20 protein-coding genes are annotated in these 22,415 nt (G+C 46.3%); 12 read left to right on the forward strand and 8 right to left on the reverse strand.

What is annotated here, in order from left to right; genetic code table 11:
- The first annotated feature begins 248 nt into the window (after window positions 1–248).
- The 4 genes from H6F73_RS15335 (at window position 249) to H6F73_RS15350 (ending at window position 5,491) form a co-directional block, all read left to right on the forward strand.
- Complete coding sequence (locus H6F73_RS15335) at window positions 249–2,114, forward strand: CheR family methyltransferase (RefSeq protein ID WP_190759545.1); 1,866 nt, start codon at window positions 249–251, stop codon at window positions 2,112–2,114.
- Between the two features lie 319 nt (window positions 2,115–2,433).
- A complete protein-coding gene (locus H6F73_RS15340; protein ID WP_199330532.1) occupies window positions 2,434–3,771 on the forward strand; it encodes a PAS domain-containing sensor histidine kinase in 1,338 nt (445 codons plus the stop codon).
- 161 nt (window positions 3,772–3,932) lie between these two features.
- A complete protein-coding gene (locus H6F73_RS15345; protein WP_190759546.1) occupies window positions 3,933–4,937 on the forward strand; it encodes a chemotaxis protein CheB in 1,005 nt (334 codons plus the stop codon).
- Window positions 4,938–5,080: 143 nt separating this feature from the next.
- The gene (locus H6F73_RS15350; RefSeq protein ID WP_190759547.1) at window positions 5,081–5,491 is read left to right on the forward strand and encodes a metalloregulator ArsR/SmtB family transcription factor; all 411 of its coding nucleotides are present in this window, start codon (window positions 5,081–5,083) and stop codon (window positions 5,489–5,491) included.
- A gap of 50 nt (window positions 5,492–5,541) precedes the next feature.
- On the opposite strand, the gene H6F73_RS15355 is transcribed toward H6F73_RS15350, so the two are convergent.
- Window positions 5,542–5,649, reverse strand: a complete 108-nt coding sequence (locus H6F73_RS15355) for a PetM family cytochrome b6-f complex subunit 7 (protein ID WP_190759548.1) — start codon at window positions 5,647–5,649, stop codon at window positions 5,542–5,544.
- Window positions 5,650–5,929: 280 nt separating this feature from the next.
- Between H6F73_RS15355 and pdxA the strand changes: the two genes are divergently transcribed.
- Window positions 5,930–6,988, forward strand: a complete 1,059-nt coding sequence (gene pdxA, locus H6F73_RS15360) for a 4-hydroxythreonine-4-phosphate dehydrogenase PdxA (RefSeq protein ID WP_190759549.1) — start codon at window positions 5,930–5,932, stop codon at window positions 6,986–6,988.
- Window positions 6,989–7,082: 94 nt separating this feature from the next.
- A complete protein-coding gene (locus H6F73_RS15365; protein ID WP_190759550.1) occupies window positions 7,083–8,150 on the forward strand; it encodes a two pore domain potassium channel family protein in 1,068 nt (355 codons plus the stop codon).
- Window positions 8,151–8,234: 84 nt separating this feature from the next.
- Here the strand turns inward: H6F73_RS15365 and H6F73_RS15370 are convergent, their stop codons facing one another.
- The gene (locus H6F73_RS15370) at window positions 8,235–9,266 is read right to left on the reverse strand and encodes an adenosine deaminase (RefSeq protein ID WP_190759551.1); all 1,032 of its coding nucleotides are present in this window, start codon (window positions 9,264–9,266) and stop codon (window positions 8,235–8,237) included.
- 185 nt (window positions 9,267–9,451) lie between these two features.
- Here H6F73_RS15370 and H6F73_RS15375 point away from each other — a divergent pair, with 185 nt between their 5' ends.
- Together H6F73_RS15375 and H6F73_RS15380 are read left to right on the forward strand one after the other, a co-directional pair.
- A complete protein-coding gene (locus tag H6F73_RS15375) occupies window positions 9,452–10,801 on the forward strand; it encodes an adenylosuccinate synthase (RefSeq protein ID WP_190759552.1) in 1,350 nt (449 codons plus the stop codon).
- Window positions 10,802–10,869: 68 nt separating this feature from the next.
- On the forward strand, window positions 10,870–11,472 hold the full coding sequence (locus H6F73_RS15380) for a 50S ribosomal protein L25/general stress protein Ctc (RefSeq protein WP_190759553.1): 603 nt from the start codon (window positions 10,870–10,872) through the stop codon (window positions 11,470–11,472).
- Window positions 11,473–11,560: 88 nt separating this feature from the next.
- On the opposite strand, the gene H6F73_RS15385 is transcribed toward H6F73_RS15380, so the two are convergent.
- Window positions 11,561–12,577 (reverse strand): adenosine kinase, encoded by a 1,017-nt coding sequence (locus H6F73_RS15385; RefSeq protein ID WP_190759554.1) that lies wholly within the window; start codon window positions 12,575–12,577, stop codon window positions 11,561–11,563.
- 121 nt (window positions 12,578–12,698) lie between these two features.
- On the opposite strand from H6F73_RS15385, the gene H6F73_RS15390 reads away from it, so the two are divergent.
- A complete protein-coding gene (locus H6F73_RS15390; protein ID WP_190759555.1) occupies window positions 12,699–14,249 on the forward strand; it encodes a bifunctional aminoglycoside phosphotransferase/ATP-binding protein in 1,551 nt (516 codons plus the stop codon).
- Between the two features lie 59 nt (window positions 14,250–14,308).
- Window positions 14,309–14,713, forward strand: coding sequence for an ATP synthase subunit I (locus H6F73_RS15395; RefSeq protein ID WP_190759556.1), 405 nt, complete (start codon window positions 14,309–14,311; stop codon window positions 14,711–14,713).
- Window positions 14,714–14,739: 26 nt separating this feature from the next.
- On the opposite strand, the gene H6F73_RS15400 is transcribed toward H6F73_RS15395, so the two are convergent.
- Entirely contained in the window at window positions 14,740–19,074 is a 4,335-nt protein-coding gene (locus H6F73_RS15400; RefSeq protein ID WP_190759557.1) for a PAS domain S-box protein, read from the reverse strand.
- A gap of 388 nt (window positions 19,075–19,462) precedes the next feature.
- On the opposite strand from H6F73_RS15400, the gene H6F73_RS15405 reads away from it, so the two are divergent.
- A complete protein-coding gene (locus H6F73_RS15405; protein ID WP_190759558.1) occupies window positions 19,463–20,257 on the forward strand; it encodes a YdcF family protein in 795 nt (264 codons plus the stop codon).
- Between the two features lie 219 nt (window positions 20,258–20,476).
- Window positions 20,477–20,704 (forward strand): hypothetical protein, encoded by a 228-nt coding sequence (locus H6F73_RS15415; protein ID WP_190759560.1) that lies wholly within the window; start codon window positions 20,477–20,479, stop codon window positions 20,702–20,704.
- 63 nt (window positions 20,705–20,767) lie between these two features.
- On the opposite strand, the gene H6F73_RS15420 is transcribed toward H6F73_RS15415, so the two are convergent.
- The 4 genes from H6F73_RS15420 to H6F73_RS15435 form a co-directional block, all read right to left on the reverse strand.
- A complete protein-coding gene (locus H6F73_RS15420) occupies window positions 20,768–20,992 on the reverse strand; it encodes a ferredoxin-thioredoxin reductase variable chain (protein ID WP_190759561.1) in 225 nt (74 codons plus the stop codon).
- A gap of 169 nt (window positions 20,993–21,161) precedes the next feature.
- On the reverse strand, window positions 21,162–21,341 hold the full coding sequence (locus tag H6F73_RS15425; protein ID WP_190759562.1) for a hypothetical protein: 180 nt from the start codon (window positions 21,339–21,341) through the stop codon (window positions 21,162–21,164).
- Window positions 21,341–21,742: a biopolymer transporter ExbD gene (locus H6F73_RS15430; RefSeq protein WP_190759563.1), complete on the reverse strand. Its 402-nt coding sequence runs from the start codon at window positions 21,740–21,742 to the stop codon at window positions 21,341–21,343. The genes H6F73_RS15425 and H6F73_RS15430 overlap by 1 nt, the downstream gene beginning before the upstream one ends.
- Complete coding sequence (locus H6F73_RS15435) at window positions 21,726–22,379, reverse strand: MotA/TolQ/ExbB proton channel family protein (protein ID WP_190759564.1); 654 nt, start codon at window positions 22,377–22,379, stop codon at window positions 21,726–21,728. Before H6F73_RS15435 ends, H6F73_RS15430 begins: the two co-directional genes overlap by 17 nt.
- Window positions 22,380–22,415: the final 36 nt, after the last annotated feature.

The following is a 22,415-nucleotide window of genomic DNA, read 5'->3' on the forward strand; positions in this document are numbered from 1 at the left end:
GCGAACGAGGGGGTAGGGGTGAGATGGAAAGAAAGTGGGAAAGGATTAGAGTTTGAGCCACTGATATCAGCGCTGCCGCAGACTTAATATCAAAACTTAGCCTGATAGCAAAGCCGGCACCCATCCTGAATGACTCGTTAATACCGCAAAAGATTACCCAATTAAGTTTCATGATTGCATATATATATATATATATATATATCTTTTGTGTGAAAATTTTTTATCGGTAAGTAATCTAGGAAGGAAAAATGGCTCAATTAGACATAGACCCAACATTTGAAAATTTACTACAGTATCTTAAACATAGTCGTGGAATAGATTTCACCGGCTACAAACGTTCAAGCTTGATGCGCCGAGTCAACAAACGGATACAGACAGTAGAAATAGAGAGTTATACCGAGTATCAAGACTACCTGGAAGTGCATCCAGAAGAATTTGTTCATTTATTTAATACCCTATTAATTAACGTTACGGGCTTCTTCCGAGATCGCTCAGCCTGGGATTATATAGCGAGCGACATCGTTCCCAAGCTCATTGCCGGCAAAGAATCGGATGAAAATATCCGGCTGTGGAGTGCCGGTTGCGCCTCTGGCGAAGAAGCGTATACTTTAGCGATTATCATGGCAGAAGCGCTTGGCACCGAGCAATTTCGCGACAGAGTTAAAATCTTCGCCACCGATATTGACGAAGAAGCGCTCAACCAAGCTCGACTGGGCGCTTATTGCAGCAAAGAAGTTACAGGACTTCCTGAAGAATATCTCAACAAATACTTCGATCTCATCGATAACCGTTATGTATTTCGTAAGGATCTGCGACGAGCAATTATTTTTGGCCGCAACAACTTAGTGCAAGATGCGCCAATCTCTCGGATTGATTTACTAACGTGTCGCAACGCCTTAATGTATTTCAACGCCGAAACTCAAGCAAAAATACTGATACGCTTTCACTTCGCCCTCAATAACGGTGGTATTTTATTTTTAGGGAAAGCCGAGACATTGCTCACCCACAACCACAGCTTTGCGCCAGTGGATTTAAAGCGGCGTATCTTCACCCAAGTAGAAAAAGGAAATTTGCGGGATCGCCTGTTACTTTTAGCCCAAGCAGAAACCCCAGATACGTCCAACTTTCGTTCAAATCAGGTGCGTATGCGTGAAACTGCTTTTGATGCCGGCACCTCAGCCCAAGTTGTGGTGGATACCAGTGGTTCAGTCATGCTAGCTAATGAACGAGCACGTAACCTTTTTGGCCTCAAGCCTAAAGATATAGGCCGGCCCTTACAAGATTTAGAATTTTCCTACCGGCCAGTCGAGTTACGCTCTCGGATCACGCAAGTCTATTCAGAGCGTCGCTCTCTCATCTTAAAAGACATTGAGTGGTCGCAGCCTAACAGTGCGATGCAGTATTTAGAAGTCCAAGTAACGCCACTGGTAGACAACGCTGGGGTTTTGCTGGGTGCAAGTATTAGCTTCAGCGATGTCAGCCGGACGAAACAGCTGCAAGAAGAACTGCAACAAGCCAACCAAGAGTTAGAAATGGCTTATGAAGAATTGCAGTCCACTAACGAAGAATTAGAAACGACGAACGAGGAATTGCAATCAACCGTTGAAGAGTTAGAAACGACGAACGAAGAGTTGCAGTCCACCAACGAAGAGTTGGAAACCATGAATGAGGAATTGCAATCCACCAATGAAGAACTGCAAACGATTAACGACGAACTGCGCCACCGCAGCGACGAACTCAACCAAGTGAATGGGTTTTTAGAATCTATCCTCACCAGCCTGCGGAGTGCGGTTGTGGTATTAAACCGAGACTTGCTGATTCAAATTTGGAATGACAAAGCTGAAGATTTATGGGGTTTGCGGTGTGAGGAAGTGCAAGGCGAGCATTTTCTCAATTTGGACATCGGGCTGCCGGTGGGCCAACTGAGGCAGCCAATTCGCGATTGTGTCAATGGAGAGGCACAATTGTCAGAAATAATACTGGATGCTACAAACAGGCGTGGCAGGATGATGCAGTGTAAAGTTGTTTGTACGCCCCTGCTTGATTTGCAAAGACAAGTTCAGGGTTCGATCTTGTTAATGGAGGAGAGCGTCCGGGAGGAGCCGGTGCAATAATAGGGGCAGAAATTCTTCCCCAGTTCCGAGAAACACACAACAGACGGAAGAGACTAGCACAGAAAATGAAGGGAAGCTTAAAAACGAGAAGAGAGAATCTATCTGCGGTTATTAACAATAGAAGCAGGAGATCGGAGCTAACATCTATTTGTTGATAGACCTGTCTTCAGCCTCCCAGTCGATGCAATGCTTCAGAAACTGTCTTAAAAACAACTATGAGAGATTTGTTCAGAAGCCTTAATTGGTTGCTGCGTAATGGAGCCAACAATTTAGAAAGCAGTTAAATCGACGAAAACACAATAGAGGCGGCAGGTGTAGTGTGAACACAGACAAAAAATTACTCCAGCAAATAGAAAATGTCAGTTCGCGCTTGACACAAATGCACGAGTGTGCTCAAGACTTGCCGGCACATAAAGTAGAGCTGATGGCAGAAGTCCTCGAAGAGGTTAACGTTTCGCTAGAAGAACTCAAGGTTGCTAGAGAAGAGCTAAGCCAGCAAAATGAACTGCTAAGCGTTACTAAGGAGCAACTAGAACTAGAACGCCAAAGATATAAAGAACTGTTTGAGTTTGCGCCAGATGCCTACTTGGTAACCGATGAGAATGGGACGATCCGGGAAGCCAACTACACTGCCGCCACCCTTCTGGGTGTTTCTCAACGGTTTTTAATCGGCAAACCCCTCAGCATTTTTGTCCCGGAAACACAGCGTCGGGACTTTCGCTTGCGAATCAATCAGCTAAAAATCGGCGAATTGGACAGATTGCGGGAGTGGGAATTGCCAATGCAGCCGCGTAAAGGAGATTGCTTTGAGGCGGCCATCACAGTCAGTGCAGTCTCGAACCCGGAAGGAATGAACTTGCGCTGGATGCTGCGCGACATCACCAGACGCAAGCAAGTTGAGGCGCAACTCGGCCAAATGCATTTAGAAAATTTGCGACTGCAAGAGATAACGCATATTAAATCCCAGTTTTTATCAGCGATTTCTCACGAACTTCGCACTCCCATGAACGCGATCCTCGGCTTTTCTCAACTGCTGCTGCGCCATCCCCACTATTCTTTAGAACCCAAGCAAGTTCAGATGGTGGAACGCATTCATGATAATGGTCATAATTTATTGGGATTGATTAATGACATCCTCGACCTTTCAAGAGTCGATGCCGGTCGGATGGACTTGGCATTAGAAGAAGTGGATGTGGTGGATTTAGTTCATAAAACAACTGAAGAATTGCAATCTTTGGTTATTGAAAAACATTTATTTTTGCAGATTCATACTGATCTGCAAAATCCGCTCATAATTAACAACCGTTCTCGTCTGCGTCAGATTTTAGTGAATCTGCTTGCCAACGCGATTAAATTTACTGAAACCGGCGGAGTGCGGATAGAGGTGAGGGAAGTTGAAGGAGACTTAAACCGGCTCGTAATTGAGGTTAAAGATACCGGCATTGGAATTCCTCAAGAGGATATAGAACGCATATTTGAAGCATTTCAACAAGTAGATCGAAGCGCGAACCGCAACTATCAAAGCACAGGTTTGGGTTTAGCTATCTGCAAATCGCTTGTCGATTTAATGCAAGGAACGATTAGGGTTACCAGTCAAGTTGGAGAAGGTTCGACCTTTCGCATTGAACTGCCTCGGCGATTGAGCGCTCAAAAATAAGCAGGCTCTACTTTTAGCAGTGAATTTCACCGGCAACTCCCCGATTATTGCAAAATTTATGCAACTCGGCAGTTGAGTCAGGTGTTCTGCTAGCCTGAATAAAGCAGCGCACCTTTATCAAAGAAAATAAAAATATTGGCGTTGCTCAAAGGAATAAAGAAATGCCCGGTCACGATATTATCGTCATTGGTGCCTCCGCCGGCGGAGTGGACGCCTTATCAAAACTGGTTCGCAAATTGCCTTCGGAATTGCCGGCAGCGATTTTTATTGTTCTTCATGTGTCAGCCAACAGTCGGAGTCTCATGGCAGACATCCTGAATCGTGTTGGCCCTTTAAAAGCAGTGCCGGCCAAAGACGGCGAAGTAATTGAACATGGACATATTTATGTAGCACCCCCAAACTCTCACCTGCTAATTAAGCGCGGCTATATGCAGTTATCCCAAGGGCCAAAAGAAAACTGTCACCGGCCCGCCGTTGATCCTTTGTTTCGCACGGCGGCGCGGGCCTACGGTCGGCGGGTGGTGGGGGTGATTTTATCGGGCACGCTTGATGATGGGACTGCCGGCCTGATGGCGGTGAAGAGTCGCGGCGGCGTAGCGATCGTGCAAAACCCTGAAGAGGCGATGTTTTCTGGAATGCCAAAGAGTGCGATCAACCATGTTAGCGTTGATCATATTCTGCCGATTGCGGAAATTGCGCCGCGATTGGTGCAACTTGCGGATGAGCTGGTGCAGGATGAAGACGCAGAGCCGGTGTCTGAGGAAATAAAATTGGAATCGGACATTGCGGAATTAGATTTGGCTGCAATGGAACGTGAGATAGAGATAGGAACGCCGGCCAATCTGGGTTGTCCGACCTGCGGCGGGACTTTATGGGAGCATAATGCCGGCCATCTACTGCGCTTTCGGTGCCGCATCGGCCACGCTTGGTCAGCAGACAGTTTGATAGCACAGCAGTCGGAAGCCATTGAAGAGGCGCTGTGGACAGCATTTAGAGCTTTAGAAGAAAGTTCGGCTTTGTCGCGCCGGCTGGCTAAACGGGCGCAAGAGCGCAAGCAAGGGCTAATCGCAGCACGTTTTGAAGATGAGGCGCTGCAGATGAAGGGGCAAGCTGAAGTGATCCGAAAGGTGCTTGTGAATAAGGACAAACACGGCTACATCGAGTGAGGGAATGAATAGAAAATAGGCATTTTGGCGCAAACATTCGCGGGGGAAATTTCCCTCAGCCTCTAGAGTTCCCTCGCTAGCCGGTTGCCGGTCTTAAAGGTAAGGTTAAGTTAAGACTCTGGTGCAATATTTTAAATTTTGTTATGTCCAAACCGCTTTACGCTCAAACTGAAATCACTTCGCCGCCGGTGGCAGACGACTTGAACTGCAGCGCAGTGCATCCTGTTGATCTCAGCAGTGTTCGTCTGTTGCATCGGGATATTCTTAATCCTGAAAAAGCCCAGCGGATGGCAGAATTCTTTAGTTTACTTGGCGATGCTAACCGCTTGCGGATTGTGTCTGCCTTAGCCGTGCAAGAGCTATGTGTCTGTGATCTGGCGGCTGCCGTTAAAATGAGTGAATCCGCTGTTTCTCACCAGTTGCGAATGCTACGGGCGATGCGTTTAGTCGGTTATCGCAAGCAGGGACGGAATGTTTTCTACCACCTTAAAGACACTCACGTACTCAACCTTTATCGGGAAGTGGCTGAACACTTGGATGAACCGGAAGACTAAGGAAAGGGAAGCGGCACTGAGATGCCGGTGAGCACTCAATGCCGCAAACATTACTCTTCTTCCGCGCCTTGAATTTTCAGCAAGAGAAAGCCGGCAGCGATGCCTATAAAGACTGGGAAAAAAGAAAGAAGTGCCGCGTTGAAAATTTCACCGCTCATGTTTGTTAATGCTCCTTTGGGATGGATGGAAGGTGAGCTGAGATCACCACAAGGTAAGGGACTGCTTACCTGGAAGTGTTAGCCTAGCAGAAAGTATTGTAAAACAGTTCGGGGTTGAATCCTCAATTGTCGATTGGTAGAGCCGGTGTGGCCGGTTGAGAGCTGCCGGTTTTCCCTCTGTCCGTTATATTCTCTCCCACTCTTGCACTCTCTTTCTCTTTCCCACTCAGGACTCAGAACTCAGCACTCAGCACTAAAAACTCCCCCCGCAATACCGACTATGAATAAAAATATCCGTCCTCGTCTTGCTGTCACGTTGGGAGATCCTGCCGGCATTGGCCCAGAAGTGGTTTTGAAGGCTTTGGCAGATCCGGAAGTGATTCAAGGTTGCGAAGTGACGGTGGTTGGATCTCGGTCGCTTTTGCTGGAAACTCACACACAGCTAAGCCGGCACCCTCAACTGGGAGAAACTCTGGCAGATCCCCAACAGTTGGATATTTTAGATGTGCCGGTGAATGGGGAACTGGGTGAAATTAAAACCGGCATCGGCAATGCGGCAAGTGGTGCAGCAAGTTTTGCTTATATGAAAGTAGCGATTGAGCGAACCCTTGCAGGCGAGTTTCAAGGCATCGTCACCGGCCCGATTTCTAAGACCGACTGGAAAGCCGCAGGATATGATTATCCTGGGCAAACTGAATTGTTAGCTGAAGCTGCCGGTGTCAAGCGATTTGGGATGTTGTTTGTGGCACGTTCTCCCCACACCGGCTGGACGCTTCGCACTTTACTTGCGACCACACATATCCCTTTAAGTCAAGTTTCAACAGCGCTAACGCCAGAATTACTAACACTTAAACTTGATTTGCTGGTGGAATGTTTGCAGCAAGATTTTGGGTTAGAAAAGGCAAGAATTGCAATTGCCGGTTTAAACCCTCACAGTGGGGAAAATGGGCAATTAGGATCTGAGGAAAAAGATTGGTTAATTCCCTGGTTAGAAGCGGAACGCAAGCGCCGGCCTAATTTAATTCTAGAAGGGCCGGTGCCGCCGGATACGCTATGGGTAAAGCCGGGGCAAGCTTGGTTCGGAAATGCAAAGTCTAACATCCAAAATGCGGCTGATGCGTATTTAGCATTATATCATGATCAGGGGTTAATTCCTGTTAAATTAATGGCGTTTGATCGGGCGGTGAATACAACAATTGGTTTGCCCTGTATTCGCACCTCTCCGGATCATGGGACAGCGTTTGATATTGCCGGCAAAGGAATTGCGGATGCTTCAAGTATGAAAGCCGCTTTGCTGTTTGCTGCGGAGGTCGTACAGCAGCGGAAAATAGGCTTTTAGTCGCAACTTAACCCGCAAAATATTTCCCACGATATAGGATTTTAACTTCAACTTCAGGTAACCTTTAATCGCACTTGCGAATGAGGTTATTAGAATGTCGGCAACGGGGGTATTTGTAGGACTTTTAATTCTCATATTTGTGATGTTTGATGTCCTTGTGACTACCCTGACAACCAATGGCGCTGGTTCTATAAGTGGCAGATTATCCTATGGGTTGTGGTGGATCGCTTTGAGGATTCATCGCCGGCATTCTAACCACCGGCTGCTGACGGTAACCGGCTGGATCATTCTAATGGGAACTCCGTTAGTTTGGATTTGTTTAGCTTGGATAGGATGGGCTATATTATTTTGTGGCGGTGACACGGCGGTGGTTAACAGCGAAAGCGATTTGCCGGCTAGTATTTGGGAAAGAATTTATTTTACGGGTTACACCTTATCTACCCTAGGGGTTGGAGATTATCAAGCTCAAGGTGCGATATGGCAATTAGCAACCGCATTAGCGTCTGCGAATGGTTTTTTTCTGTTTACTTTAGCCATCGCCTATCTATTGCCGGTGATTGCAGCCGTTGTGCTAAAACGTCAAATTGCTCTTTATATTTCTGCTCTCGGTGGAACACCTGATGATCTTCTTAATAGAGCTTGGAACGGCAAAGATTTTGGACAATTAAGCCAGCACTTAATTGTACTGACCCCGATGCTCACCGGCATGGTAGAAAGCTATCTGGCTTACCCGATTCTTAATTACGTTCATACCCCTGAAGGATCTAAATCTTTTGTTTTGAGTGTGGTGACACTCGATGAGGCATTAACCCTACTTTACTATGGCGTTGAAAAGTCATGCCGGCCAGATAAAGCAGCGCTAAATCCCTTACGTCGGGCGAGTTCTGCCTTTTTAAAAACACTCAAATCTGCTTATGTTGAACCGGCATCAGAGAATCCAACCCTGCCTCCCCTCGCCCTGCTGAGAGATCAAGGCATTCCTGTGGTCAGTGATCAAGAGTTTTTAGAAGCAACGAAGCACTTTATCCTGCGTCGCAAGCTACTACTAGCATTGGTGAAACATGACGGATGGAATTGGGATAGCGTTAGCTCAACGGCAACCACCAATCGGGCGAGCAGCTTAGATGACGAAACGGCAATTGAAAAGCCTGAATTAAATTAATTTTAAAACAAAAAATAAAAGACAAAGAATTAATAAAAAAAATCCGTTTGCCTTTTATTTGTTATTTATTTAATTTTTTGCACTTCACGTTGCTGACACCGGCTCATGCTTCAAAACACCCGTCAAAATGGATGCCGGCGGTTTACCGTGGGGCCAAGCGAAAGCATGACGAAAAGCGGCCTCCTTACACGCTTCTAATTCATCAAAACCAATGATATCGAGGGTCAGCAAATTCTCAAATTCAAACGGCAAACGGACATTATGCAAACCGGCGTTATCCGTGCAAATTGCGATATCAACCCCGGCATCAAAACACCGATCAAACACCAGTTTCAACTGATGCATATCTTGAAGCGTGCCGGTTTTTAAATACGTGGTGGGGCAAACTTCCAAGCACTGCTGCCGGCTGGCAATTTCTGGCAATAGCTCAGGATGCAACAGGGGAATTTGAATGCCGTGACCGATTCGCATTAAATAAGGCAGCAATTCTGGATAACAGCCAGAAGGTGTTTCATAGAGATGACCCGTGGTTTTAAGACCCCGTGCTCGCGCATAAACGTATAACTCGATAAACTCATCTAAACGCTCAGCATATTGAGCATCTCCGCCGGCTAAATCGATCCCGCACACATACTGCGGAAACTGGGCAGCTAAATCAACAATTGCCCGGTTCACCTCATAAGGCAAACGCGAGTGCATACACAAAATTTGACTGGTTACAATTGGACAGTCGCTCAGTTGGCTTGCCTTGCCGACAATGTCCACAATTTTAGCCATTTGGTCAATTCGTTCAGACTGACTCAAATGTTCCGGCGTTCGGAGATAGGGCGTGTAGCGCAACTCCAAATACGCTAAATGTTCAAAAATATAAGCGCCCCGAATTAGCCGGTAGATGAAGTAAGGCAATGTCTCGGCAGTTTGGACACTTTCAACCAGTGTGTGTAGTTCTAAATACTCATCAAGCGTTTTGCGAGGCTTGGTGTAAAACTCCTCAAACGTTGGGTATTCAGGAAATTGCTCAGCCAGATGGGCGTGATGGCGCTGGAAATACCGCCACAGAATACGCGGTACAACCGAACCACCCAGATGCCGGTGTAACTCAGCGTGTAAAGCCACAAAAACCTCTTCAGATTAACTAAAACTTGAGAATAAGCAAGAATACGGGCGCTTAAAGGTGATCCCTAAAAGCTGGTCGCTCAATACTGGTGATTTACCCTTAAATCTTAACAAAATTTAATTTGACTCAAGTAGCCTCAACTGTTAATAATTATAGTTTGTGTGAACTTTACCGCAGAAGACCCTTGGCTAACGTCGTTGTAATTGGTGCCCAGTGGGGCGATGAAGGAAAAGGCAAAATTACCGATCTGCTCAGCAAGTCAGCAGATATTGTTGTGCGTTACCAAGGCGGCGTGAATGCCGGCCATACGGTTGTCGTTAAAGATCAAACGTTCAAGCTGCACCTGATTCCTTCTGGCATCTTGTATCCCGACACAGAATGTATCATCGGGTCGGGAACGGTGATTGATCCTAAAGTTTTAATTGAAGAACTCGACCGGCTAGACGAACTCAATGTCTCGACGAAAAATCTGCTGATTTCCCAAACCGCTCACATCACGATGCCATACCACCGGCTTATTGACCAGGCATCGGAGGAACGCCGGGGAAATCACAAAATTGGCACAACCGGGCGCGGCATTGGCCCAACCTATGCAGATAAATCAGAACGCACCGGCATTCGGGTTCTAGATTTAATGGACCCGGAAGGGCTACGCAAACAAATTAACTGGACAGTTAATTACAAAAACGTCATTCTCGAAAAATTATATAACTTGCCGGCCCTTGACCCTCAGGAGGTCATCGGCCAATATTTAGAATATGCTGAACGCTTGCGTCCTCATGTCGTGGATGCGTCGCTGAAGATTTACGATGCAATTAAGCGCCGGCGCAATATTTTATTTGAAGGTGCCCAAGGAACGCTGCTAGACCTGGATCACGGCACTTACCCTTATGTGACTTCCTCAAATCCCGTTGCCGGTGGGGCTTGCGTCGGTGCCGGTGTTGGGCCAACCATGATAGACCGTGTAATTGGTGTCGCCAAAGCCTACACGACGCGGGTCGGTGAAGGGCCATTCCCAACGGAAATGGTCGATGGCATCGGGCAAGTGTTGTGTGAACGCGGGGCTGAATTTGGCACCACCACAGGACGCAAGCGCCGGTGTGGATGGTTTGATGCAGTGATCGGTCGTTACGCGGTTCGTATCAATGGCATGGACTGTTTAGCCATCACTAAACTCGATGTTTTGGATGGGCTAGAAGAAATCAAAGTTTGCGTTGCCTATGAAATTGATGGGGTGCGCTGCGAAGACTTCCCCAGTAATGCCCGTCAATTTGCCCGATGCCAGCCGATTTATGAAACGATGCCCGGTTGGACACAATCAACCGATAGCTGCCGGTCTTTAGAAGATTTACCACCCCAAGCGCTGGACTATCTCAAATTCTTGGCAGAACTGATGGAAGTGCCGATAGCGATCGTTTCCCTTGGCGCAAGCCGCGATCAAACGATTATAGTAGAAGATCCGATTCACGGGCCGAAACGAGCGCTGCTCTATGCGAATGGCACTTCTAGCACTCCCTCGCCGGTTATTGACTAGGGGAAGCGTCAAGAGTGACGGGTAGCAGATGATAAAAGATCAAGAAGAAAGGACAATTAGCAACTGATATGGAACTCACACTTGAAGGTCAAAAACGGGTTGAAGGCAGTAAACCCAATGCACTTCGCCGCGAAGGATTGATTCCGGCAGTTGTGTACGGCCATAACGGATCAGAATCTATTGCTTTCACGATTAAAGCAAAAAGAGTTGAGCATCTGTTGAGGGATGCCGCCGTTAACAATACGCTCATCGAGCTAAATATCCCTGAGGTTCCTTGGAATGGCAAGGCTCTGTTACGCGAAGTTCAGACCCATCCTTGGAAAAACTATCCTTACCACCTCAGCTTTTTTGCGGTGTCCGCTCAAGATAGCTTAGAAGTTGAACTCGCCCTGAATTTTGTGGGTGAACCGGTTGGGGTCAAACTAGAGAATGGGATTTTAGACCCTGTTCTCACGCAACTGGTTGTCAAATGTAAGCCAGAGAGCATCCCTGAATCCCTCGACATTGACGTTTCTGAGCTTCATGTGGGTGATGCCTTGCACGTCGATCAACTCTCCTTGCCTGACGGCGTCGTTGCTGTTGGGGAACCGGGTCGGGTTGTGGTTAGTGTCCTCTTGGCTAAAGGCGACGCTGTAGACGACGAAGCCGACGCGGCTGCTGCTGCAGTTTAAGCAATTTTAGAAGTGCACCGAGAAAAGCCTGGGATGATTCTCAGGCTTTTCTATTTCTATTCCCTAATTCCCGAATCCCGGCTTTGTTTTAACCGGCAACAATTTCCTCAACTTTTTTCGCCGGCAATTCTTCCAAACGCGGCCCGTGAACCTGCACGACCGAGGAAGCGAGGTAATTACCCCAACGAGCTGCCTGAGCGGCGCTGTAGCCGTTAGTAAGGCCGAATAACACGCCGCCGGCAAAGGCATCTCCCGCCCCGACTGTATCTATCGCTCGCACTGGAAATCCTGGCACATGGACGATTTGCCGGTTTTCCACTACCAAGCAGCCATTCTCGCTATCGGTAATAAAAGCCAGATCCACGAGTTCACCCATTTTACGAGCGCAATCTTCCAGCGATTCCATCTCACAGAACCGGCGCACCTCATCGGCATTGCAGAAAATCGTATCGCAATAGTCCGTAACCAGTTTGTGAAAATCACCGGCAAAGCGATCTACCAGAAATGAATCGGAAAACGTAAACGAAACCTTGACCCCGTTGCGCTTAGACTGCTCCATCGTTTCAATGGAAGCTTTACGGGGTTCTGGCGCATCCCAAAGATAGCCTTCAATATAGCTGTATTGGCACTGCTTCAGTCGCTCCACATCGATATCTGTGGCGGCTAAGGTAGTGGAAACGCCCAGATTGGTACACATGGTGCGCTCAGCATCGGGAGTTGTCAGCACCAAACAAGTGCCGGTTGGGCCATTTGAGGGGGGCGCTGGGTGCACGTCAAATTCAATGCCGGCAGCGATCATGTCTTGCCGGTAAAATTCCCCGTTGGTATCTTTAGCAACTTTACCCGAATAGAAGCCGGTGCCCCCACTCTGCGCGAGGGCGATCATCGCGTTGGCTGCTGATCCGCCGGATCGCAGTTGCAGGGAGGTGTGCGCCAAGTTATGCAAAAGGCCGGCTTGCCTTTCGGCGTCCACCAAAGTCATCGAGCCACGATTTAGGGAATGTTCGCCGACAAAATCATCTTCCACTAATGCAAGAATGTCTACTAAGGCGTTGCCGACGCCAAATACACCGACTGGTTTTGACTGCTGGTTGTTTTCTGTCATAGAACTTTTTTCTTTTTAAGAATTATACACCGATAGAGGTTTAATTAAAAATTGAAATTATCCTTAAAAAGTTTTTAATTGTGAATTAGAAAATAAGTTAAACTCTAGGTCTTGAAACAGTATGCGTGATGCTTGTGTTCCTGTCTTAATTCAGCAGATGTTGCAACCGGCTTTTTATTGCCATTGGGTGAGAGAGCCGGTTGAGCTGATTCAAACCCATAGTTCTTTTGTGCTGCTGACAGGTAATTATGTCTACAAAATTAAGAAGCCTGTGAATTTTGGTTTATTGGATTATTCGACTTTGGCAAAACGTCGATTTTTTTGCGAAAGAGAATTGCTTTTGAATCAGCGGGGTGCGCCGGATGTTTATTTAGAAGTTTTGCCGGTTACTCAATTAGGCAGTCAATTTCAGTTAGGTGGGGTGGGTGAGCCGGTTGAATATGCACTTAAAATGCGTCAGGTTCCCCAAGAAGCCCTATTTGTTAATTTGCTTCAGCGAGGCTTGTTAACGGAACAGCATTTAGAAGAATTGGGGCGTTGTGTCGCGAATTTTCATGAAAAATCCTTAACTAATGAGTGGGTTCGCAGTTTTGGGAACTTATCCCAGATTCGAGAGGCTATTGAGCAAAATTATCAGCGAACAGAAAAGTATATAGAATGGTTATTAAGTCAAGAGCAGTTTGCAGATATTAGAAGATTTACAGACAACTTTTTTACTCAAAACCAAGCATTATTTGATAACCGAATTGAAAAAAATTGGATTCGAGAATGTCATGGTGATTTACATTTAAGTAATATTGCATGGTGTCAAGATAAAGTTTTGCTGTTTGATTGTATTGAATTTAATGATCGTCTGCGTTGTGTGGATGTTATGTTCGATCTTGCTTATGCAGTCGTCGATTTGGAGGTAAGACAGCGCCCGGATTTGAGCAATATTTATTTAAACACTTATATTGAGCAAACAGGTGATTGGGAAGGGTTGCAGGTATTGCCCCTGTATTTGATTCGGCAAGCTTATGTTAGGGCGATGGTAACATCTTTTTTGCTAGACGATCCGAGTGTTTCATCTGAAGAAAAAGAGATGCCGGCAGAAACTGCTAAAAAATATTACAACCTGGCTTGGCAATACACCCAACCGCGCCAAGGAGAGATTATTTTAATGTCAGGTTTATCGGGTTCTGGGAAGAGTACGGTAGCGCGGCATTTAGCACGTCAAACGGGTGCTATTCACATTCGATCAGATGCGGTTCGGAAACATTTAGGAGGGATTTCTTTAAATCAGCGGGGAGGGGAAAATCTTTATACTCCTGAGATGACTCACAAGACTTATCACCGGCTGTTAGAGTTAGGAGTTATTTTAGCTCAACAAGGTTGGCGGGTAATATTGGATGGGAAATATGATCGGCAGGCATTCAGGTTAAATGTAATGCTTCAATGCAATACCCATCAACTGCCTTTGCAAATCGTTTATTGTACTGCGCCGGCAGAAGTGTTGCGTGATCGACTCAACCAGCGCAAGGGTGATATTGCTGACGCAACTGCCGATCTGCTGCCGGCGCAACAAGCAACGGCTGAACCTTTCACAGAATTGGAACAATCTTATGTAAAAATTATAGATACCACCGAAGATTTAGAAGAACAATTAATAAAATTACGAGTATTGAACGATTAGCGATTAGTTTTCTGGGTAAAATAACTGTGTTTATCTAAAAATTATGTTGAAGAAAATTTATGAAAGTTAATCGAAAGTTTGAGCGAAAGCCTGCTGGTCTTTCCAAAGGATTTTATATAGGATTGCAGACTTGGTTGTTGTTTCTCGTTGCCTTTCTTTCCTTAGGCTACCGAATTTCTTTGAGTATTTTTTTAGGAGCAATCGGAGGTTTTGCAGCCGGCTTTATAAACGCTTGGTGGCGAACTGACGATCCAGATTTTCCACCTGAGGAGCAAGCTGATAATCAGCTTTCTAGATTATCTAAAGCGCGTTCAGAACTGCTGGAAAACCAGCCAACCTCTACTTTGGCAAAACAGAGTCGGTGGACTCGTCAGGCGGGTTCGAGCCGGCGATTATTTGATGATCCGCCTGAGCCAATCGATGAAAATGATGAAAACAATGACAATGTAGAGAAAAAAGAATAAGCTATTTTAGATTTGAAAGTCAGAGATTATTTAAAAAGAGCTGGTTCTGCATAATCCTGCTGCACCGGCAGCTCAATAATAAACTCTGTACCCTCACCAAATCCTGAAACACAACTCAGTTCGCCTCCGTGTTTATCTACGACAATTTGATAACTAATTGACAGCCCCAAACCCGTGCCGGCACCCACAGGTTTTGTCGTAAAGAACGGATCAAAAACTCGCTGTTTCACTTCCTGGCTCATACCTGGGCCATTATCTGCAATTCGGATTTCCACGCGCTGTCCATTTAAAAGGCCGGTGTGAATCCGAATCGTCGGCATCACTGAAGCATTTCCCAGTTTTCTCTCCATCTCCAAAGCATCAATTGCATTTGCCAGGATATTCATAAACACCTGATTTAATTGCCCAGCAAAACAGTGTACCGGCGGCAAGGTTCCATACTCTTTAATTACCTGAATTTCCGACATTGCCCCTTTGGCTTTCAAACGATTTTGCAAAATCAATAAAGTATTATCCAGTCCCTCATGAATATCTACAGATTTCATTTGCGCTTCATCCAGTCGCGAGAAATTTCGCAGAGACAAAACAATTTGGCGAATGCGTTCAGCCCCCACTTTCATGGATGATAAAAGTTTCGGTAAATCTTCTTTTAAAAATTCTAGGTCTATCGCTTCAATTTCGTCTTGAATCACCGGCAGCGGTTTCGGATAGGATTGCCGGTAAAGCTCCAAAAGATTAAGCAAATCTTCAATGTATTCCATCGCCGGGTCAACATTGCCATAGATAAAACTCACCGGATTATTAATTTCGTGAGCAACACCGGCAACCATCTGCCCTAAAGACGACATTTTTTCCGTTTGAATCAGTTGCGCTTGCGTTTGTTGCAGCGCTTTCATCGCTTGCTGAAGCTGTTGGGCTTGTTCCCTCGCCGCCCGCGCTGCCTCGGTGGCATGGGCGTAGAGTTCCGCTTGGCTAATGGCAATCGTGACTTGGTCACTAATTGCTTGCAACAGCGTCAATTCACTATCCCGCCAAGGACGCGGCCCACTACAGTGACCGCAGCTAAGCCAACCCATTTCTCCAGCGAGGGTGACAATGGGAAGAATAGCCACTGAGGTATAGCCCCAACTTGTGTGCAACTGCTGGTATTCTGGATCGGCAGATAAAGTGAGATCGTCTACGCGAATCATTTCCCGATTCAACAGCTTCGCCATGTAGTGATTTTCTGGCTGATTCGGATAGTGACCTAAGAGGCTGGGAAGCTCAGGATTTCGGGCTTCTTTGACCACTTCCCAAGAGGCAGTTTGACCTTTAAAATTTGAATTTGGGCTGGAAAAATCTTTCAGATGACTGCTACCGGCATTTGAGCGATACCAAATAAACAGACATCGATCAATTTGCAACAAACTGCGAATTTCTCGCACAGCCGCGTCCAAAATTGTATCCAAATCTAAGGAGTTGCGGATTTGACTGGCTAGCTGGTTCAGCAGCGCTTCTCGTTTTGCCAAGTTTCTAAATCGCGCTTCCGATTTCCGCAAGGCTGCCTCAGCCCGCTTGCGCTGGGTGATGTCGCGTCCTACTGCCTGAAATTCTATGACTTTGCCGGATTCGTCAAAGATAGCCCGATTTGTCCACTGCTGGGCGCGGATTTCGCCATTCGGCAAAACGAGCCGGTTTTCCCAGGTAATGACAGGATTTTTGAGGGAGACAGATTTTAAGTTTTTGAGTACGATCACCTGTTCTCGTTCCGGGACTGCCGACATAAAGCGATGCCCGATCACTTCTTCTCGCGGCTTACTGAAATACCGGCAGTAGGCGTCATTGACAAACGTCAGGGTTCCATTCGGCAAAAACCGGCAGATTAATTCGGTTTGATCTTCAACAATTGCGCGATAGTGGTTTTCGCTGGTTAAGAGTGCTTCTTGTGCCTGCTTGCCTTCGGTAATGTCGGTGGAGATGCCATCAAGGCGGATCGCTTTACCCTCGGCGTTGTGAACGACTCTAGAGCGATCGCGCAGCCAGCGCACTTCCCCACTACCGTGGATGATGCGGTATTCTAATTCAACGGTGCCGGCTTCAAAACGCTGTTGAGTAACCTTTTGAACGCGCTGCCGGTCTTCTGGGTGAATCGCCTCTACCCAGATGTTAGGATTTTGAAGAAAATCGTTAACTGAGCGTCCATAAACTGTTTCGACGGCGGAACTCAAATAAAGCAACTGGAAGTTTGTCGCATCAACTGACCAAACCACGTCATCAAGCGAATTGAGAATACTGTTAAGCCGTTCTTCGCTTTGATGCAGTGCTTCCCCCACCAACTGCCGTTCAGCTATCTCTTGTTGCAATCGCTTGTTAGCTTGTTTGAAGGCTTTGGTGCGTTCCTGAACTCGAATTTCCAAGTCTTCGTTTAACTTTTGCAACGCTTCTTCGGCCCGTTTGCGTTCTGTGATGTCGGTGGCAATGCCGTCTAGACGCAGGGGGATACCGTCAGCAGTGCAAGTCAAATGTCCCCGATCATGCAGCCAGCGCACTTCTCCATCAGGCCGGACAATTCGGTATTCTATCTCTTTGAAGCCGGTGGTGAGCATTTGCTGGGAGGCAAACATTGCGTGTTCGCGATCTTCTGGGTGAACGACTTCCAGCCACAGCCTTGGATTTTGAAAAAATTCTGAGGTGGGCCGGCTGTAAACGTTTTCTGCTGCGGGATTGAGGTAAAGTGTTTCAAAAGTTTGTACAGAAACAGACCACACAATATCTGTAAGGGAGTTGAGAATGCCTTCTAGCCGGTCTTCTGATTCTCGCAGTGCTTCTTCCATACGCTTGCGATCGGTGATATCGCTGCCGATCAGGGTAACCGCGACGACTTTACCACCGTTGTGAACCGGCCCAAGCCGGCTGGAATACCAGCACTCGTTGCCGGCAGAACCAACCCAAGCAAGTTCGCAGTTCTGAGGTTGGCCGGTTTCAAAAACGCTGTTGATACTCTGTCTTAATTGTTCGCGCGACTCTAGGGGAACGCAGTCATAAATACTGGTTCCAATCACTTGTTCTGTCGTTAATCCCGGCATCGCGCGATTGATAAATTGAATCGTGCCGGTGGCATCTGCGGTGATAATCGTATCCGGTGCGTTTTCAACTAAGGAACGCCATTTCGCTTCTGATTCCTGTCGTGCCGTTTCCGCCCGCTTGCGCTCCGTGATATCTTGAGCTAAACAGACGAACCCTTGAATTTTGCCGTCATCATCCCGCAAAACTGAAGCTGAAAAATAAACGGGAATTTTTTCCCCATTCTTAGCTAAGAGCGTTGTTTCTTTTCGACCTAAAAAACTATTGTTTTGAGTTAGTTCGCTCTCTTCTAAATCTTTTAAAAATCTTTTATCTCCTAATATAATTTTTAAGGGCTGGCCGATTAAATCGCTTTCATCGTCATATCTCAACAACAAAAAAGCCGCGAAATTAAAAGTTTTAATCGTCATGTCAGGATTGAGGACGATCAACGCGTCTATCATCGACCTCAAAACATTATCAAAATAAGATTGAGAAACCGTAATCTTGGCTAAATTGTCGGCCATTGTATTAAAAGTATCCGCCAAGATAGCTATTTCACTTAAGTTTTTAGATTTTAACCTGACATCCAATTTACCTTGACCAATTTTAACCGCAGCATCTTTAATTTCAATAATCGGCTGCACAACTTTCTTTGCTAAAAATAATCCTAGATAAATAGCTAAAATCGTAACTAATATTATTGATGCCAAGTTGAGTTGCATGGCATTTTTTACATTACGAGCAGATGTTTCTTCAGCAAGCCTTAGATTGTCTGCCTCTATTGCAATCGCTTGATCGATTAAATCAAGAAATTCTTCTTCTGTTTCTTCCAACTCCTTGGTGGCTGCTAAAACCGCTGCATTTGTGTTTGGGGTATTTTTTAAATCAATGAGTAGTTTATTTTTTTGAAAAAATATATTTTGATAGGCTTGAAGTTCTTGAAACAACTTTTCCGATTTAGAATCGCGGGGAAGAGATTCTAAATTTTTCATCCAGGCATCCATTTCTTTTTGGGCTGCGGCAAATTCTTGTTCTTCTTCTTTCCGGTATTTTGCCAGATTTTGTGCTTCATTCGTCTTGGAGGATGTCCGAGCTAATTCTGATTTAATTAAAGCTTGACTTAAAGTTTCTGCAATCATTCGGGATGATGCAGATTTAATTTGTTCCAACCCAAGTATTTTGGGAATAGTCGTTTGAGAGATTCGCAATAAATAATAATTATTATTTTTTTCTAAAAGTACGTTAATAATTCCTAAAAGGGCAACTAAAGAAGCCAGCCCCAAGAAACTCGAAACAAAAGCAGTCCTTAGCTTCATCTTCTTATGATTGTTTGTGAGGAGGCCGAAATTCAACGCATCATCCCAGGACTGAGCGATGACAGTGATCGTATGCTAGACCTAAGACTTTTTCTATTTTGGCAGACTTACTAAATGTTGGGTAATCAGTCGTTGCCAGAACCCGATCCATTGCCAGCGCCACAGCGGCTAGGCAATTCAAGTAAAAATGAAATTTAGGGGATGGGAGTAAAATAAGCCGCTTCGAGAGGCATTTTTTCAGGATTGTTGTTCACCGGCTTCTGGGAACGCAGCACCTTACAAAGGCTTGGGCTAACTGATTTAACGCTAAATGAGAAACAGCAGAGGGTATCTGGCTCTGCTACCCTATTGCAATAGTATTCCCCGCTCAAACACTCCCGCTAAACCAATGTTTCTGTTTTTGTCAAAGTTGCTGCCGATATTCATCTATCCCTTGGGGCTAAGCTGTCTGCTGATGCTTGTCGCCCTAGTTATATTATGGAAGCGCCCTCGCTGGGCAGCAGCGGTGATTTCTCTGGCTTGGATTATTTTGTTGCTGGGGAGTAACGGCTTGGTGGCGCAGGGTTTAGTTCGTTCCCTGGAGTGGCAAAATTTGCCGGCAGCACAACTACCTCAAGCAGATGCCATTGTCGTCTTAGGCGGCGCAGTCAAGCCGGCTATCTCGCCTCGTCCTTGGGTGGATGTCAGTGAAGCCGGTGATCGAATTCTTCACGGTGCTCAACTATATCGGCAAGGGAAAGCGCCGTTTCTCATCCTCAGCGGCGGGCGCATTGAGTGGAAAGGAGGCGGGCCGGCAGAATCAGAAGATCTGGCCAAAATCGCTGAAACAATGGGCGTACCCAAAGATGCGATTCTGCAAGATCCCACCTCACTCAACACCCACGAAAATGCCGTTAATGTGCGAAAAATCCTCGACTCTCAAGGAATTCGCCGGCAGGTATTGCTTGTCACCTCAGCCATGCATATGCCGCGATCACTTCTCATTTTCAAGCGGCAAGGCATCCAAGCAACTCCCGCACCTACAGACTTTTTGGTGAGCGAACAAGAGTTGCAAGAAATTAATAGTAGCTGGCAATCAACACTGCTCAATATTATCCCCGATGCCGACAACCTCCAGCAAACAACCAGAGCATTAAAAGAATACATCGGTCTTGTTGTCTATCGCTTGCGCGGTTGGCTTTAAACCGGCCAAATGTAGCGAGTGAGTTCAGCCGTTTCTAGCGCCGCAGTTGATTCTTTAGCGAGTATGTTATGGTGAGCGTAACCTTTCCTCTTCACACCAAAGCAAGTCGGAAGTTCATTAGAGCGACCGATCAAGGTTGAGGAATCTTCCCTTTTAGCGCGAATTATTGCGTTTTTGTCTGCTTCCCTGTCAACCCTGGCATTGTTGCCTGTAACAGCCATGAAGTTCAACGACTTGCGATGGATCGTTCCTGCGCCTCAGCCCGAAATCGAAATTTTAGAAACCCATCAAATTAGCCGCGAGTTTTACCGGGAAGTCCAGCAGCGCGAAGAGTTTAATGATTACTGCCGGTGGTATTACGAAACTGCCCAGAAAAACCAGCAAGAGCTACAAAAAATGCGGGGTGATATTAATATTTTTGGTTGGTTTTTCCGAGGACGAAAATAAAAAGTAAAAAGGCAAAGCAAAGAATCCTTTCTTATTACTGTTGCCTTTTTTTAAATCGACTCCTTATTCGATCAGCTCTAGCTCATTTCCTTGAAAGTGTGCTCTGAATTTTTTGTCAAACTTGACATGAACAGGCAGGTTGGCGCTGACGGGTCTCCCTTGCCAATCCTGAATAATGCCCAGAACTTCTCCTTCATGACCCTTGACATCAAAGGGCTGATTGCGATGATCGGGATGGTGGTAAACAATCACAGACTCTTTGACGCGAACGCGATCGCCAACTTTCATAAATGTAGACCTAGTGTTCCCTCTCCAACAAGCTGAAAAACTGCCATTGCAAGAGCCTGGGGCTTTTTGCCAAGACAGCTTTTCTATCTTCTCATATCGCAGACGCTCAACCGACTGCCGGCAATTTTAATAGAATCGCCTACATTAAACTCGATTCCGCTTTTGGGCTTCACAAAACATACAGCCAACTGAACCGAGTGCTTTCCCAGAACGTCAGTGACTGACGCTTGATCACACCGGCATCGCTTAAAATCACCCATCCTGTCAATGATTCCCGGACAAGCCGGTTTATTCTAAATCTCCGCCCTTTCTTGATGCCGGTTGGGAAATCCAAAAATTTGACAAGCACTAAGGCTTCTGAGTCGCAATGGCCAATTTTGCTCCCTTAATCCGGCGCACGCGATCCATCACATCAACAACCACACCGTGATCAACAGCCTTATCCGCATTCAATACCACCAGCAAGTCTGCATCCGGCTTGATCTGCTTGCGAACCTCACTTTCCAGCGCATCTAGCTGAATCGGTTCACGGTTAAATGCTAACTTTCCTTCGGGATTGATTGTCACTGTCACCTGAGCCGGTTTCTGAGATTGTCCGCTTGCGGCATTGGGCAAATTCACTGATAACCCTTCAGAACGGGTCAAAAACAGTGTAGACATAACAAAAAACGTCAGAATTGCAAAGACCACATCAATCAACGGCACGATGTTAATTTGAAATGGCAGTTCCGGTTCATCGGGTAGGCGCATAAGACTTCTCCCCTTTTTCATAGCGATGGCGATACAGCAATTCTAACTGCCCACCATACTCCTGAATCCGTGCGATCTGGCGTGTGTAAAGCCCGCGAAACGTATTGGCAAACAGGAGAACAAAGATTGCAACAATCAATCCAGAGGCTGTAGAAACTAGAGCTTCACTGATCCCAGAGGTGACGCCTGCCGTTTTACTGCCACCCACATCACCGATATTGAGAGAGGCAAAGGAAGTAATCAATCCCAAGACGGTGCCGAGAAGACCTAGCAGGGGTGCAAGTTGGATAATTGTATCAAATATGTTGTTAAACCGCTTCAGCAATGGGATTTCTGCTTGCGATTCAGTTTCCAAAGCAAGGCGAAATTCTTCTGGGGTGGGTTCTTCGAGTTCCAAAGCAGCTAGAAAAATTCGAGAGATGGGCAGATCGGCATTCTGCTGGAGTTTATTCAAAGCACCTACCATATTCTCGCGTCGGTACAGATTTAGGACTTCGCGCACCACACGATTCTGCCGGCGATTGACTCGAAACCAAAAAACCACCCGCTCGATAATTAGGGCCACTGCTAACACTGAAAATCCAAGCAGCGGCCACATAACCACGCCGCCGTCCGCAAAAACTTTACTGATTCCCATGTACTATTTCTAGGGCAATTGACAAGGCTACTATCG

The organism is Microcoleus sp. FACHB-68, assembly GCF_014695715.1.
Classification (GTDB): Bacteria; Cyanobacteriota; Cyanobacteriia; order Cyanobacteriales; family Oscillatoriaceae; genus FACHB-68.